The sequence below is a fragment of the Providencia sp. PROV141 genome, from assembly GCF_028481645.1.
GTDB lineage: Bacteria > Pseudomonadota > Gammaproteobacteria > Enterobacterales > Enterobacteriaceae > Providencia > Providencia rettgeri.
This window is the reverse complement of record NZ_JAMPPR010000001.1, coordinates 491,555-507,569: the sequence shown is the minus strand read 5'-3', so window position 1 is coordinate 507,569 and position 16,015 is coordinate 491,555. Positions and strand designations below refer to the sequence as shown.

Below are 16,015 nucleotides of genomic sequence, written 5' to 3'. Positions count from 1 at the left end.
ACCAACACCAACACCAACACCAACACCAACACCAACACCAACACCAACACCAACACCAACACCAACACCAACACCAACACCAACACCAACACCAACACCAACACCAACACCTCTCTATTCTCTATATTTATAAAAAATATTAAAACCAATTCAAAACCATATTGAGTAGTATATCGATATTTTGCGAAGCTCCTCGCAAACGAATATGTACTTTTTTGTAAGTGAAAAATATATTGGAAAGCGCTACGTAAAATAAAAGAAAGAAACTTAAAAAATTAATAAAAATAAATAAACTAAAGCGAACAAATGCTATGTAGGGATACAAAAATTGATAAAAAATATCATCTACATAATAAGGTGGCTAAAAAATAGACTCAAAAAATATAATTCAATCGTTAGTGAAAGTTTACCTATTTCGATAACAATGGCTTCTATTGCATTGATTTTTGGTACGTTACCACTTTTATTTATACCTAAAATTATAATGTTGAGTGAATTGTTATTTGTTTTTTTATTTCTTACGTTGTTAATGATTTTTTTTCTATTTGGCAAGTTAGGGAAATTTTTAGCACTAATTATTATATTTTATCTATGGGGTAATTGGCATGGAGTTAACATTATTAATCATGTTAATTACCTATCTAACAAAAATAATGATATTGATGTGGTTATTGTTGGTACTCCTTTGAATAACAAAGAGCAAAAAATCAAAGTACGTATTGAAAAAATTAACAACCGTATTGTTTTTCCGCCTTTATATGTTACATGGAAAACAAAAGAATCTGTTTGTGCAGGGCAATCTTGGCGAATCAATGGCAAAGTAAGGCCATTGCACAGCTCACTAAATGAAGGTGGAATTAATCTACAACGCTATTATTTAGCTAATAGAATTATAGGGGTTTTGAAAAGCCAAAAAGTAAAACCATTACAAATGAGGTGTTCTGTAAGGCAAAAAATCATTTATAACTATATGGAGCTAATTAATCCATTGTCTAATAAAGGGGTTATTTATGGACTCATGTTTGGTGATAGAAGCTTATTACCCACAGATCAAACTTATTTACTACAAAAAACGGGCTTAACACATTTAATGGCCATATCAGGTTTGCATATTGGCTTAGCTTACTTGTTTGGCATTTTTATTGCTCGGGGAATTCAATACCTTTTACCAATAAAATATATCAATGAAATACTGCCAACAGTAATAGGTTTGGGATTAGCTATTTTTTATGCGTGGATCTCGGGGTTTGCTATCCCTGCGACTCGAGCATTATTTGCCTTACTATTATGGATATATATTAGAAATAAACCAGCAAGGTATTTTGTTCGGCAATGGGCTCTTTGGAGTATAGCTGGAATATTATTATTTGATCCATTGGCGATTTTGTCAGATAGTTTTTGGTTGTCTAGTTTCGCTGTTCTAGCCATTCTTTATTGGTTATCAATATTTCCATTACCATATTATTTAGCTAAAGGCGTACAGGGAAAAATTATAGGATTAATACACTTACAAATTGGCTTACTAGTATTACTTATTCCAATGCAACTTATCATATTTAATGGTATTAACGTAATGGGCTTAGTGGCTAACCTTTGGTTTGTCCCACTCGTTTCTTGGTGTGTTGTTCCTGCTATTTTAGTCGTATTTTTAGTGCCAATAGAAGTAGTTCAGCAGTCTCTTTTATATGTGATAGATAGCGTTATAGGCTTAGGGTTAAAGCCATTACCTTATTTAAGTACTTTTTGGTCAGAATTCATCAATGTCCCTTATTATTTATTCTTAATATGTTGGCTAAGTATCATTGTTGTCTTATTTAAGTGGTACAAGCGTTATTTCGGGCTTGTTAGTTGTGTGGTTATTTTAATTTTCTTAGAAAGGGGAAGTGGTAAACAATTCAAAGAAGGCTGGAGAATGACGGTATTAGATATCGGACACGGTTTGGCTGTTGTGATAGAACAAAATAATTTGGCGTTACTCTATGATACAGGTAATGCATGGAAAGGGGATAGCAATGCCCAGCGTCAAATTATTCCTTTCCTTAAATATCATGATATAACCCCAATTGGAGTAATTCTAAGCCATAATCATTTCGATCACACTGGAGGGGCTAATTATTTAATCCAGCAATATCCATGGCTAAGCGTAAGAAGTAGTTTTGGGCCACAAAAAACTTCGGCATACAGGGAAAAAAATAATAAACTTAATAAGATAAAAAATATGGCACACCTTCCATGTTTTAAAGGCCAAAAATGGCGGTGGGGGATATTAACTTTTGAAGTATTATGGCCTGAAAAGTTAGCATCGATATCGCATAATAATGATTCTTGTGTCATTCAATTAACGGATGGCCACCATAAAATTTTATTAACAGGGGATATCGAAAAACAAGGGGAAAAATCACTTGTTGCAATGTACAAGAACCAATTACGTTCGACTCTTCTTTTCGCTCCACATCATGGAAGCAGCACTTCATCAACAGATTTATTGTTAAGAAATGTTCAACCTTCAATGGTGGCAGTATCATCAGCAAGGTACAGTGCATGGAAAATTCCATCGCCAAAAGTCTATTTTAGATATAAAAATAGTAATATTAAATGGTTAAATACAGCAGAAGATGGACAGTTAACTTTATGGTTTACAAAGGAAAAAATTCAGGTTTCACGTTATCGCTATGAAATTCAGCCCCGCTGGTATCATCTGTGGTTTGGCTTACCGCTATTTCCCGAGTAGAATAGTGCGCTTACATTAAGTCTGGTAATTAAAAGTATGAATGATAAAGACCTTTCGACAAAACAAACTTTTCGTCGCTTGTGGCCGATAATAGCGCCTTTTAAAGCGGGTTTAATCGTTGCAGCAATAGCACTTATCATAAATGCAGCAGGTGATGCGTTTATGATTTCTTTATTAAAACCTTTATTGGATGAAGGCTTTGATAAGGCAGATAATGACGTTTTAAAATGGCTTCCGCTCGCGGTGTTAGGATTAATGATTGTTCGTGGTGGGTCTAGCTTTGTTTCAACCTATTGTGTTTCGTGGGTTGCAGGTAAAGTCGTGATGAACATGCGCCGTAAATTATTTGGTCATATGATGGGAATGCCGGTTAGTTTTTTTGACCAGCAATCGACAGGAACACTGTTATCTAGGATTACCTATGACTCAGAACAAGTTGCATCCTCTTCTTCTGGGGCATTAATTACAATTATTCGGGAAAGTGCTTATATCATCGGGCTGTTTGCGATGATGTTTTATTATAGCTGGCAACTCTCCCTTATTTTAATCGTGATCGCCCCCGTTGTATCCGTCACTATTCGTATTGTCTCCAAACGTTTTCGTAAGATCAGTAAAAACATGCAAACGGGTATGGGGCATGTGACGGCTAGCGCGGAACAGATGTTAAAAGGCCATAAAGAAGTTTTAATTTTTGGTGGGCAGAAAGTTGAGACTGAGCGATTTAATAAAGTCAGTAACAATATGCGCCGCCAAAATATGAAAATGGTAACCGCTTCAGCAATTTCAGACCCTATTGTTCAGTTAATTGCATCATTTGCATTAGCATTTGTCCTATATGCTGCGAGTTTTCCTGAAATTCGTGATCAGCTAACTTCAGGTACAATTGCTGTTGTATTCTCATCAATGTTTGCATTGATGCGCCCATTAAAATCATTAACGAACGTTAACTCTCAATTCCAACGTGGTATGGCGGCCTGCCAAACTTTATTTGCTATCTTAGATTCTGAACAAGAGAAAGATAATGGAACCAAAGTACTTAAAGAAGTTAAAGGTGATATTAAATTTGAGCATGTCACCTTTACCTATGCAACCAAAGAGCATCCTGCGTTAGACGATGTTTCATTTACTTTGCCAGCAGGAAAATCAGTTGCTTTAGTTGGGCGATCGGGCTCAGGTAAATCCACAATTGCAAATTTGATTACACGTTTTTATGACATTGATGAAGGGTCTATTCAAATTGATGGCCATGACATCCGTGAATACACATTGTCTTCATTGCGTAGCCAAGTCGCGTTAGTTTCTCAGCATGTTTATCTATTTAACGACACAATAGCGAATAATATTGCCTATGCAACAGATGGTAGCTACAGCCGTGAGCAAATAGAGAAAGCTGCAGAAATGGCCTATGCAATGGATTTCATTGCTAAACTTGAAAAAGGCCTAGATACCGTTATTGGGGAAAATGGTGTGATGCTTTCTGGCGGACAACGTCAAAGAATTGCGATTGCTCGCGCACTTCTACGCGACGCTCCAATTCTTATTCTTGATGAAGCGACATCTGCACTAGATACAGAGTCTGAACGTGCTATTCAAGCAGCCCTCGACGAGTTACAGAAAAATAGAACATCCTTGGTCATTGCTCACCGACTATCTACGATAGAAAATGCGGATGAAATATTAGTTGTACAAGATGGGCGAATCATTGAACGTGGTAACCATGCATCGCTATTAGCTCAAGATGGCGCATATTCACAATTACATAGTATTCAATTTAAACAATGATAGAACGTATTTGGTCTGGTAAATCATGGCTGTATCTCTTATTACTGCCGTTATCTTTCCTGTATGGGTTAGTAACGGTAATTAGGGATGTGGTTTATAAAATCGGGCTAAAACGTTCATGGAAAGCCCCAATTCCAGTGGTAGTGGTTGGAAACCTGACAGCGGGGGGAAATGGTAAAACCCCTGTTGTTATCTGGTTAGTGGAATCACTTACCAAAGAAGGCTACCGTGTGGGTGTTGTTTCTCGAGGTTATGGTGGTAAATCTGAAAAGTACCCGCTGATACTCGATGAAACAACGACAACTGAAGTTGCAGGGGATGAACCCGTATTAATTTTTCATCGTACTAAATCTCCTGTAGCGGTTGCCCCCAAGCGTAGTGATGCAGTTAAAGCCTTACTAGAGAAATTTCCATTAGATGTGATTATTACTGATGATGGGCTGCAACATTATGCATTGCAACGTGACTACGAAATTGTCGTTATTGATGGTCAACGTCGGTTTGGTAATGGTTGGTGGTTGCCTGCAGGGCCTATGCGCGAAAGGGCTGGGCGTTTGAAGAGTGTTAATGCTGTCGTTGTTAACGGCGGTGAAGCTCAAGAAAATGAAGCCTTAATGACCCTTGAAGGTGATGTTGCTTGTAACCTTGTTAGTGGTGAAAAACGAGCGGTTACACAATTACCTGCGGTTATCGCAATGGCAGGTATTGGTCATCCACCTCGTTTTTTTACCTCATTAGAAAACAAAGGGGTAGATGTCATTAACACTTATGCTTTTGCTGACCATCAGTCATATGAATTAAAACAGCTTTCGCGGTTAGTTAAAAATGAGCAAAACTTATTAATGACCGAAAAGGATGCGGTGAAATGTCGTGCTTTTGCACAACCGAATTGGTGGTTCCTGCCTATCCAAGCACAATTACAGCCGACAGACGCTGAAAAAATCTTAAGTGGAATAAAAAAACTTATTACAAATAACAAAAAAACTTGTCTATAACGTTCCTCTGTGATAATAATATCGCCAATGTGATATAGATCCACTTATTATGTATCTAGATGCAATACATTGATAATTGGATTTCATACTAGCTTAAATTTCACGCTCCGTTCTTTAGTTAGTCTTCATATCCTCGCACAATCTATACTGTAAAGTCGCTGTCACTGCATTTTGTCATCATAATGTCAAAATAGACTGTTAACTTCTCAGTAGATTTGCGGTGTCTGAAATCTACATTTATGAGCGTTATAAAATATGCACAATGATTTGTGCGCATGAATTGGTAAAGTTTAATTACTCTTTGATGTATTAATAGATCGGCAATTTATAAATGGGAAGCAAGAAAGAGTAATGATACAAAGATAAAAATATTGTTCTCAGAACAAAAGGAGTTTTAATATGAATTTTCAATTACATATGGGTCGAGTTAAATGGTTTGACGCAAAAGAAGGTTACGGTTTTATTTCCCCATTCAATGGTGGTGATGATGTATTTGTGACAACAAAGTCAATTGCTAATAAAAAAATCAAATCATTATTCGAAGGTCAAAACGTTGAGTTCTCTGTTACTCGTAATTCGGATGGCGTAACGGCAGCTGACGTTATTGCTTATTAAATAATAAACAGAACAATTTCTCCTGCTTTATCCTCTCATCTCCTGCAGGAGATCTTATTCAGGAAGATTAAAGTTAACGGTGATATCTGCATGTGATATCCTGACTCCAAGTGAGTTAAAATCCATTCGGGAGAAAACATGGATCACCGTTTACTTGAAATCGTTGCCTGTCCTGTATGCCACGGCAAATTGAGTTATAACAAAGAAAACCTTGAACTTATCTGTAAGTTTGATCATCTAGCCTATCCAATTCGTGATGGCATTCCTGTATTGCTAGAAAATGAAGCGCGCCCTATTTCATTAGATGAAGGCCAGTAATCATCATGTTTACGGTTATTATTCCTGCTCGTTATGCATCAACACGTCTACCTGGTAAACCTTTGGCCGATATCCATGGCAAGCCGATGGTTGTTCGAGTGATGGAGCAAGCGATTAAATCGGGTGCTAGTCGAGTGATAGTTGCGACAGATCACGCTGATGTTGCTAAAGCGGTGATTGAAGCAGGTGGCGAAGCTTGTATGACGGATCCAGACCATCAATCTGGAACTGAAAGGTTGGCTGAAGTTATTGATACCTACGCTTTCTCTGACAATGAAATCATCGTGAATGTGCAAGGTGATGAACCTTTAATTCCACCTGAGATTATCAGCCAAGTTGCTCATAACCTTCAGGGGAGCAAAGCTGAAATGGGGACACTTGCTGTGCCTATTAATGATGCTCATGAAGCATTTAACCCAAATGCTGTGAAGGTTGTTACTGATCACGAAGGTTATGCATTGTATTTTTCTCGGGCAACCATTCCTTGGGATAGAGACAACTTTGCGAAAAGCCAAGACACAATAGGTGATACCTTTTTACGTCATATTGGTATATACGCTTATCGTGCAGGGTTTATTCGCCGTTATATTAAGTGGGAAGCAAGCCCATTAGAAAAAATCGAAATGTTAGAGCAACTTAGGGTGCTTTGGTATGGAGAGAAAATTCATGTGGATGTTGCGAAAACGACACCAGGTGCTGGTGTTGATACCCCTGAAGACCTTGAACTAGTTAGAAAGCAATTTATTCAGTAATCAGCATTTCCCTAATAGCTGGAATAGCTAATATGCGATTTAGCTAAATGAAAGGTGTAATCTCAATAGATTACACCTTTTTTGTTACTATTCAGCGGTAATAACTTCAGGCGTGGCAAGCTGCTCTTCTAACGTTTGTGTGTTATTGGGTTTTAAATGCCACCAAAGCGTACCAAGAAATTCATACCAAGCACGTTCACTATGACCGAAGTAATATGAGGAAGGGATGTATTTCTCCCATGGATTAATTTCACTCGTGATAACTAACTGGTTTGCGGGTGCAGGGAAAGGGTTCATTCCCCGTTGAGTAAACATAGTCATCGCTCGAGGTAAATGGTTAGCAGAAGTGACTAATAAAAAAGGCGATTTCCCAATAATTTTTTCAACTTCATAAGCTTCTTCTTGTGTATCTTTGGGTTCAGTGAGTGGGATCGTATCCTGTGCGGGAACACCCAAGGATTGCGCAACTTGTGCGGCAACTTCGGCACTGCTGATAGGGCTACTTGCTTTACCACCAGTGAAAATGAGTTTACTGCCGGGGTGTTTTAGATAAAGGCGGACGCCTTCAGTCACTCTAGGTAAGCTATTATTCAATAGGTTAGAACTTGGGCTCCAATCAGGGTTATATGTAAAACCGCCCCCGAGTACAACAATGTAACGTACCTCTTGAGGTGGAGTTTCAGTGATAAGTTCATAGCGTTTATTAAATTGTTTTTCTGCAGGAGCAAGCAAAGTATCTGAAATAGGCTGTAACCCTAATAGGGTTATTAAAACTAAACTTAGGGTAGCAAATGCTTTCCCACAACGTTGCCAGCGCGTGAACCACAGCAAAAGTAACCCGATAAACCCGACGATGAGCAATAATGGTAATGGCATCAATAGCGAACCAATATATTTTTTTAAGAGAAATAACATAACTAAGCCTATTCTTAAGAGTTATCGAACAATCGTTGTGGTGGTGTTTGCAGAAAAAAACGCAATAAAGCAGCTAAATTGGCGTAAAAATAACAAGTTAGTGTTTAATAGCACTAAATCGAAATTTACTGAGTACAATAAAGTACTATGCAAAAATATAGCTATTATCTGTTATAATTCCTGCCTTAACTGTCGCTTGGCATTGTATGTGATAAGTACAATGTAATGTGAGAATATTTCTGGTTAGCATTAATTTTCTCAGTATCAGGATGTAATCAACCATTTTACGTTTTTTCGCGACAAATTGGCTCATAAACCGCTTTAAATAATAGATGATAGGCAACCGGATAGCACATGGCAGACCGCAACTTTGATGATATTGTCGATAAATTTGCAAAAAATATCTACGGAACGACAAAAGGAAAAATACGAGAAGCGGTAGTTTGGCAAGATTTAACTCAATTATTGTGCAGCCAATTTGAGGGTAAAACCCTAAAAATACTTGATGCAGGCGGTGGTGAAGGGCATTTTTCACGCAAACTTGCCGAAATGGGGCATCAAGTGATACTTTGCGATTTATCCGAAGAGATGTTGGAGCGTGCCAGTGAACTCGCCAAGAAACAAGGCATAAGCGATAACATGCGTTTTATTCATTGTGCAGTGCAAGACATAGCTCAGTATGTTGATGAACCAGTCGACCTTGTTTTATTTCATGCAGTACTTGAATGGATTAGCGATCAAAAATATGCAATTGAACAACTGGTAGATATAATTAGACCTGAAGGCGTATTTTCTGTCATGTTCTATAATGCAAATGGCTTGGTGATGCGTAACGCAATTTTGGGAAATTTTCATCTTGCAACGCCACATATTCAACGTCGTCGTAAACGCTCGTTATCACCACAAAACCCGCTTTTTCCTCATCAAGTTGATACTTGGTTGGAGGAGTGTAATATGCAAATCATCGGTAAAAGTGGTGTTAGGGTATTCCATGACTATTTACAAAGTCGGCAGTTACAGCAAAAAGATTTTCCGGCATTGTTGGCATTAGAACAGCAGTATTGCCGTGAAGAACCCTATATTAGCATGGGGCGTTATATTCATGTCATGGCACGCAAACAAATACAAAAGGACGATTTATGAGTGATTTTTCCCAGACCGTCCCTGAACTTGTGTCTTGGGCACGAAAAAATGATTTTTCAATTTCACTTCCTGCTGAACGTTTAGCATTTTTGCTGGCGGTAGCGGTATTAAACAGTGAAAGAGTCAATGGTGAAATGAGTGAAGGGGAGCTGATTGATGCCTTTCGTGAGGTTTGCAAAGGGTTTGAACAGACGACTGAATCTTTGGCGGTAAGAGCCAATAATGCTATCAATGATATGGTTCGCCAGAAGATATTTAACCGTTTTGCTAGTGACCTTGTTGAAGGTAATGCAATTTACCGTCTAACCCCTTTGGGGATTGGTATCAGCGATTATTATATTCGTCAGCGAGAATTCTCAACATTAAGACTTTCCATGCAGCTTTCTATTGTTGCAGGAGAACTACAACGTGCCGCTGAAGCCGCTGAGGAAGGGGGGGATGAATTTTATTGGCACCGTTATGTATTTGCTCCACTAAAATATTCAGTTGCTGAAATTTTTGACAGTATTGATTTATCGCAACGCATTATGGATGAACAACAAAATTCAGTAAAAGAAGATATTGCGGCATTATTAAATCAAGACTGGCAGGCGGCTATCGCTAACTGTGAGCAATTATTGTCAGAAACATCAGGTACATTGCGCGAATTGCAAGACACCTTAGAAGCCGCAGGGGATAAACTGCAAGCGAATTTATTACGTATCCAAGAAGCCAATATGAATGCGCTGGTGTTCTCGGACTTAGTGGATAGGCTTATTTTTGATCTGCAAAATAAATTAGACCGTATCGTTAGCTGGGGTCAACAATCTATCGATTTATGGATTGGTTATGATCGTCATGTTCATAAGTTTATCCGTACGGCCATCGATATGGATAAAAATAGAATTTTTTCTCAGCGGTTACGTCAATCCGTTCAGCATTACCTTGATAGCCCTTGGGCGCTCACTTACGCCAATGCGGATCGATTATTCGATATGCGTGATGAAGAGCTCGCGTTGCATGATGAAGAAGTCACGGGTGAATTACCTCCAGAGCTTGAATTTGAAGAGTTTAGTGAATTAAATGACCAGCTTGCAGAGCTAATGGAAATTGAGTTAGCCATTTATAAAATCGAGCAGCGGCCACTCGATGTGGGCCGTGTGTTGCATGACTACTTACTGCAATATCCACAAAAACGTCATTTTGATGTTGCTCGAATTATTATCGACCAAGCTGTTAAATTAGGTATCGCAGAGGCTGATTTGGCGGGATTACCGGCAGAATGGCAAGCTATTAATGATCACGGAGCCAAGGTACAGGCACATGTCATCGACAAATATTGAACAATTTATGCCAGTTAAACTGGCTCAAGCATTAGCTAACCCGATTTTTCCAGAGCTAGACAGCCAATTGCGTTCAGGTCGCCATATTAGTGTTGATGACCTCGATAACCACGCATTTTTAATGGATTTTCAGGAAGCATTAGAGCAATTTTATGCACGATATAACGTAGAGCTAATTCGCGCCCCTGAAGGTTTCTTCTATTTACGTCCGCGCTCAACAACCTTAATACCTCGCTCCGTGTTATCTGAATTAGATATGATGGTCGGCAAAATTCTTTGTTATCTCTATCTCAGCCCTGAACGCTTGAGTAACCAAGGTATTTTTACCTCACAAGAGTTATTTGAAGAATTGTTATCATTAGCGGATGAAAGCAAATTACTTAAATTTGTTAATCAACGTTCGACAGGTTCTGACCTAGATAAACAAAAATTGCAGGAAAAATTAAGAACATCACTTAATCGCTTACGCCGTTTGGGAATGGTGCATTTCCTGCAAAATGATTCGAGTAAATTTATTATTAGTGAATCTGTATTCCGTTTTGGTGCCGATGTGCGCAGTGGTGATAATCCACAAGATGCGCAGTTACGGATGATCCGTGATGGTGAAGCTATCTCTCTTGACGGTGAATTATCACTAAAAGACAGTGATGAAGAGGATGGCGAAGAGAGTCAAGAACCGGCAGAAAGTGATGAGGATGAAGAATAATGATTGAACGCGGAAAATTTCGCTCACTGACGCTGGTGAATTGGAACGGTTTTTTTGCCCGAACTTTTGACCTTGATGAATTAGTGACTACGTTATCGGGTGGTAATGGTGCTGGCAAATCAACCACAATGGCGGCGTTTATTACCGCGATGATCCCCGATTTAACCTTACTTCACTTCCGTAACACAACGGAAGCTGGTGCGACATCAGGTTCGCGTGATAAAGGCTTGCATGGGAAATTACGCCCTGGGGTCTGCTACGCTATTTTGGATGTATTAAACTCGAAGCATCAGCGTGTTATGGTGGGAGTGCGTTTACAGCAAGTCGCTGGGCGCGATAAAAAAGTCGATATCAAGCCATTTATGGTTCAAGGTATTCCTTTAGCGACTGTGCCGACAGAAATATTGACTGAAGTGATTGATGGGCGCCAAGCCAAAGTCATTCCACTGAATGAACTCAAAGAACGCCTTGAGCAACAAGACGGGATCTTATTCAAGCAGTTTAACTCGATAACAGACTATCATTCGGTTTTATTTGAATTAGGGGTTTTACCTAAACGCTTACGCTCCGCGAGTGATCGAAGCAAATATTATCGACTAATTGAAGCATCACTATATGGCGGTATTTCTAGCGCAATCACCCGCTCATTACGTGATTATTTATTGCCAGAAAACAGTGGGGTACGTAAAGCATTCCAAGATATGGAAGCGGCTTTGCGTGAAAACCGTTTAACATTAGAAGCCATTCGTGTAACGCAATCTGACCGCGACTTATTCAAACATTTGATTAGCCAGGCGACTGATTATGTTTCTGCGGATTATATGCGCCATTCCAATGAAAGACGGATTCACCTTGATGCAGCACTGGCTGCGCGCAATGAGTTATTAGCCAGCCGTAAACAATTGCGAATTGAACAAATCCGCAGTGTCGAAATGGCGCGTGAGTTGAATGAGCAGAATGGAGCTTCTACAGAATTAGAAGCGGACTACCAAGCAGCCAGTGACCATTTGAATTTAGTGCAAGCCGCACTGCGTCAGCAAGAGAAGATAGATCGATATCAGGCGGATATCGAAGAGCTGACTTATCGCCTTGAAGAACAAAGTGAAGTCGTTGCTGAAGCGACTGAAACTCAAGATGAGTATGAGGCACGAGCTGAAGCCGCTGAAATTGAAGTTGATGAACTAAAAAACCAACTCGCCGATTACCAACAAGCGTTGGATGTACAACAAACACGTGCTATTCAGTACCAACAAGCGTTGCATGCTTTAACGCGTGCTCGTGAATTATGCCAACTTTCTGAATTATCCATTGATAATGCAGATGAATGGTTAGATACCTTCGAAGCGCGTGAGCAACAAGCAACTCAAGCATTATTAGCGCTTGAGCAAAAAATGAGTGTGGCGGATGCCGCACATAGCCAATTTGAGCAAGCCTATCAATTAGTTAAAAGTATGGTAGGTGACGTGAGCCGCAGTGATGCATACCAACAAGCGCGGGCGTTATTGCGTGATTGGTCATCTCAACAGCATTTAGCGGAGCGAGTGCAACCGTTACGTATGCAACTCTCTGAATTACAACAGCGTTTGAATAGCCAGCAAAATGCAGAACGTATGTTGGCAGAATTTTGTAAACGTCATGGGCAAAGCTATGAGCCAGATGAGCTTGACGCATTAATGGCTGAGCTGGAAGCACAACAAGAGGAACTTAGTGTTGGTGTGAATGAGAGTGGCGAAAGACGGATGCAAATGCGCCAAGAATTGGAACAAATTCGCCAGCGTATTAGCCAACTTTCATCTAAAGCTCCCGCATGGATTATGGCTCAAGAAGCTCTGACACAGCTTAATGAGCAATCCCATGAAACGTTTGAGTCAAGTACTGCAGTGACTGAATTTATGCAGCAACTCCTAGAACAAGAAAGGGAAATAACGGTTGAACGAGATGAAGTTGCTGCGCAACGTAAAGATCTCGAAAAGCAAATAGAGCGGCTAAGCCAGCCAAGCGGTGCTGAAGATGGCCGCATGTTAGCGTTGGCAGAGCGCTTTAATGGTGTTTTGTTATCTGAAATTTATGATGATATTACCATCGAAGATGCGGCTTATTTTTCTGCATTATATGGCCCAGCTCGTCATGGTATTGTGGTTCAAGACTTATCTGTGGTTCGTAGCCAGCTAGAAACATTACAAGATTGCCCTGATGATGTTTATTTTATCGAAGGGGATCCTCAATCGTTCGATGACAGCGTTTTTGATGCGCAAGAATTTGAAAGTGCGGTATTAGTCCGTTCGTCTGAGCGTCAATGGCGTTACTCTCGTTATCCTGAATTGCCTTTGTTTGGTCGTGCAGCTCGTGAAAGTCATTTAGAGTCATTAACTGCTGAGCGTGATGAGTTGGCTGAGCGTTATGCGAATTTATCATTTGACGTACAGAAAATTCAGCGTTCACACCAAGCATTCAGTCGGTTTATTGGTCAACATATTTCGGTGGCCTTTGAAGATGATCCTGAAGCTGAAATTCGTACGCTTAATCAGAAACGTTCGGAAATTGAACGTGCTTTGGCACAGTTTGAAGAGCAAACTCAGCAACAACGTCAACAATTTGCACAAGGCAAAGAAAGCCTTGCTGCTCTTAATCGCTTATTACCTCAGATGGGGTTATTACTCGATGAAACATTGGTGGACAGAGTCGAAGAGATAAGCGAAGAGCTAACGGAAGCGGAAGAAGCCGCATATTTTCTGAATAAACATGGTCATGCGTTAGAAAAATTAGAACCGATTGTGACAGTATTGCTCAGTGACCCTGAACAACACGAGCAATTACGCAAAGATTATGAGTCAGCAAAACACAGCCAACAAAATGCTAAACAGCAAGCTTTTGCATTAGTCGAAGTCGTTCAGCGCCGTGCTCACTTTAGTTACAGTGATTCAACGGGGATGGTGAATGAAAATGCGGACTTGAATGAAAAACTACGCCAGCGTCTAGAGCAGGCAGAAACTGAACGTACACGTGCTCGTGAACAATTGCGTCAGCACCAAGCACAAAGTGCACAGTTCCATCAAGTTCTCGCTTCGTTACGCAGTTCTTTCGATACCAAACAAGAGATGTTGAAAGAACTCGAAGTTGAAATGCAAGAAATTGGCGTAAAAGCGGATCCTGATGCTCAAGAACGTGCTCGAATTCGACGTGATGAACTGCACCAGCGAGTCATGGAAAATCGTAGTCGTATTAACCAGTTAGAAAAACAGCTGACGTTATGTGAAGCTGAAATGGATAACTTACAAAAGCGTCTTCGTAAGTTAGAAAAAGACTACTATATGCTGCGTGAGCAGGTAGTGACAGCAAAAGCCGGTTGGTGTGCGGTCATGCGCTTGGTGAAAGACAATGGCGTTGAGCGTCGTCTACATCGCCGTGAGCTGGCCTATACTGACGGTGATAGCTTACGTTCGATGTCGGATAAAGCCTTGGGTGCGCTGCGTTTAGCGGTTGCGGATAACGAGCATTTACGTGATGTATTGCGTTTATCTGAAGACCCAAAACACCCAGAGCGGAAGATAAACTTCTTTATCGCGGTATACCAACACCTACGTGAACGTATTCGCCAAGATATTATTCGTACAGATGACCCGATTGATGCAATCGAGCAAATGGAAATTGAACTGGCGCGTTTAACAGAAGAGCTAACAGCGCGTGAGCAAAAATTGGCGATCAGTTCAAAAAGTGTGGCAAATATTATTCGCAAAACCATTCAGCGCGAGCAAAATCGTATTCGTATGCTAAACCAAGGGCTGCAAGCGGTAGCGTTTGGCCAGGTTAAAGGGGTTCGCCTCAATGTGAATATTCGAGAAAGTCATGCGTTGTTACTCAGTGTGCTTTCTGAAGAAAGTGAAATGCATCAAGACTTGTTCACCAGCCAACGGTTAACATTCTCTGAAGCGATGGCGAAATTGTATCAACGCCTTAACCCACAAGTGGATGTTGGGCAGCGGTTGCCACAAACGATAGGTGAAGAATTACTTGATTACCGTAATTACTTAGAGTTAGACGTGGAGGTGAACAGAGGTTCAGATGGCTGGCTAAAAGCAGAAAGTGGCGCGTTATCAACGGGTGAAGCGATTGGTACTGGGATGTCGATCTTAGTGATGGTGGTACAGAGCTGGGAAGAGGAGTCTCGTCGTTTACGTGCGAAAGATATTATTCCTTGTCGTTTATTATTCTTAGATGAAGCTGCGCGATTAGATGCTAAATCTATTGCGACATTATTTGAGCTGTGCGATAGGCTTGAAATGCAATTGATTATTGCCGCACCAGAAAACATTAGCCCAGAGAAAGGCACGACGTATAAATTAGTTCGTAAAGTAATTGGTACACATGAGCATGTGCATGTTGTTGGTTTAAAAGGGTTTGGACAAGAAAACCCGAATGTACAAGCACTCTCATTGCAGCAATAATTTTTGTGAATAAAATGAAAGCCGGTATTTAGGAATGAATATCGGCTTTTTTATATTTAACAAATAACATAAAAGCGGTTTCACAGGAGTATTAATTAATTTGAATAAAACCCGATTTTTAAAATATATTATCCCATGATAAAAACCACTTTTTTTATATGGGATTAAGTGGTGAAGAAAACGTTGGGTAAAGCTTTTAATTAAAATAAAATTCATCTATGTTTAAAGCACTAATAAATTTTTGAACTCCTCATGATGAAAATAATTCTTTTTCTCACTAATCGTTAACGT

The 16,015-nt window shown here is 39.9% G+C and carries 11 protein-coding genes; 10 read left to right on the top strand and 1 reads right to left on the bottom strand.

Features of this window, described 5'->3' with window-relative positions; translation table 11 throughout:
* Positions 1–328 precede the first annotated feature (328 nt).
* From PSF09_RS02355 to kdsB, 6 genes are all read left to right on the top strand, one after another.
* Positions 329–2,731 (top strand): DNA internalization-related competence protein ComEC/Rec2, encoded by a 2,403-nt coding sequence (locus PSF09_RS02355; protein ID WP_272683413.1) that lies wholly within the window; start codon positions 329–331, stop codon positions 2,729–2,731.
* Positions 2,732–2,767: 36 nt separating this feature from the next.
* Positions 2,768–4,513: a lipid A ABC transporter ATP-binding protein/permease MsbA gene (gene msbA, locus PSF09_RS02350; protein WP_210839492.1), complete on the top strand. Its 1,746-nt coding sequence runs from the start codon at positions 2,768–2,770 to the stop codon at positions 4,511–4,513.
* Positions 4,510–5,508 (top strand): tetraacyldisaccharide 4'-kinase, encoded by a 999-nt coding sequence (gene lpxK, locus PSF09_RS02345; RefSeq protein WP_272683412.1) that lies wholly within the window; start codon positions 4,510–4,512, stop codon positions 5,506–5,508. The genes msbA and lpxK overlap by 4 nt, the downstream gene beginning before the upstream one ends.
* A 399-nt stretch (positions 5,509–5,907) precedes the next feature.
* Positions 5,908–6,123 carry a cold-shock protein gene (locus PSF09_RS02340; RefSeq protein WP_004909576.1) on the top strand — a complete coding sequence of 72 codons (216 nt, stop codon included), beginning with the start codon at positions 5,908–5,910 and terminating at the stop codon, positions 6,121–6,123.
* Between the two features lie 138 nt (positions 6,124–6,261).
* Entirely contained in the window at positions 6,262–6,441 is a 180-nt protein-coding gene (locus tag PSF09_RS02335; protein ID WP_115167639.1) for a Trm112 family protein, read from the top strand.
* A gap of 5 nt (positions 6,442–6,446) precedes the next feature.
* Complete coding sequence (gene kdsB / locus PSF09_RS02330) at positions 6,447–7,193, top strand: 3-deoxy-manno-octulosonate cytidylyltransferase (RefSeq protein WP_272683411.1); 747 nt, start codon at positions 6,447–6,449, stop codon at positions 7,191–7,193.
* A gap of 87 nt (positions 7,194–7,280) precedes the next feature.
* Here kdsB and elyC read toward each other — a convergent pair whose 3' ends face one another.
* Complete coding sequence (gene elyC / locus PSF09_RS02325) at positions 7,281–8,108, bottom strand: envelope biogenesis factor ElyC (protein WP_210839486.1); 828 nt, start codon at positions 8,106–8,108, stop codon at positions 7,281–7,283.
* A 354-nt stretch (positions 8,109–8,462) separates the two neighbouring features.
* On the opposite strand from elyC, the gene cmoM reads away from it, so the two are divergent.
* Genes cmoM through mukB form a run of 4 tightly spaced genes read left to right on the top strand, consistent with a single transcriptional unit; the run spans position 8,463 to position 15,724 of the window.
* A complete protein-coding gene (cmoM, locus tag PSF09_RS02320; protein WP_272683410.1) occupies positions 8,463–9,251 on the top strand; it encodes a tRNA uridine 5-oxyacetic acid(34) methyltransferase CmoM in 789 nt (262 codons plus the stop codon).
* Complete coding sequence (gene mukF, locus PSF09_RS02315; RefSeq protein ID WP_272665309.1) at positions 9,248–10,573, top strand: chromosome partition protein MukF; 1,326 nt, start codon at positions 9,248–9,250, stop codon at positions 10,571–10,573. Before cmoM ends, mukF begins: the two co-directional genes overlap by 4 nt.
* On the top strand, positions 10,554–11,279 hold the full coding sequence (gene mukE / locus PSF09_RS02310; protein WP_004256187.1) for a chromosome partition protein MukE: 726 nt from the start codon (positions 10,554–10,556) through the stop codon (positions 11,277–11,279). Before mukF ends, mukE begins: the two co-directional genes overlap by 20 nt.
* Entirely contained in the window at positions 11,279–15,724 is a 4,446-nt protein-coding gene (gene mukB, locus PSF09_RS02305; protein WP_272683409.1) for a chromosome partition protein MukB, read from the top strand. The genes mukE and mukB overlap by 1 nt, the downstream gene beginning before the upstream one ends.
* Positions 15,725–16,015 lie beyond the last annotated feature (291 nt).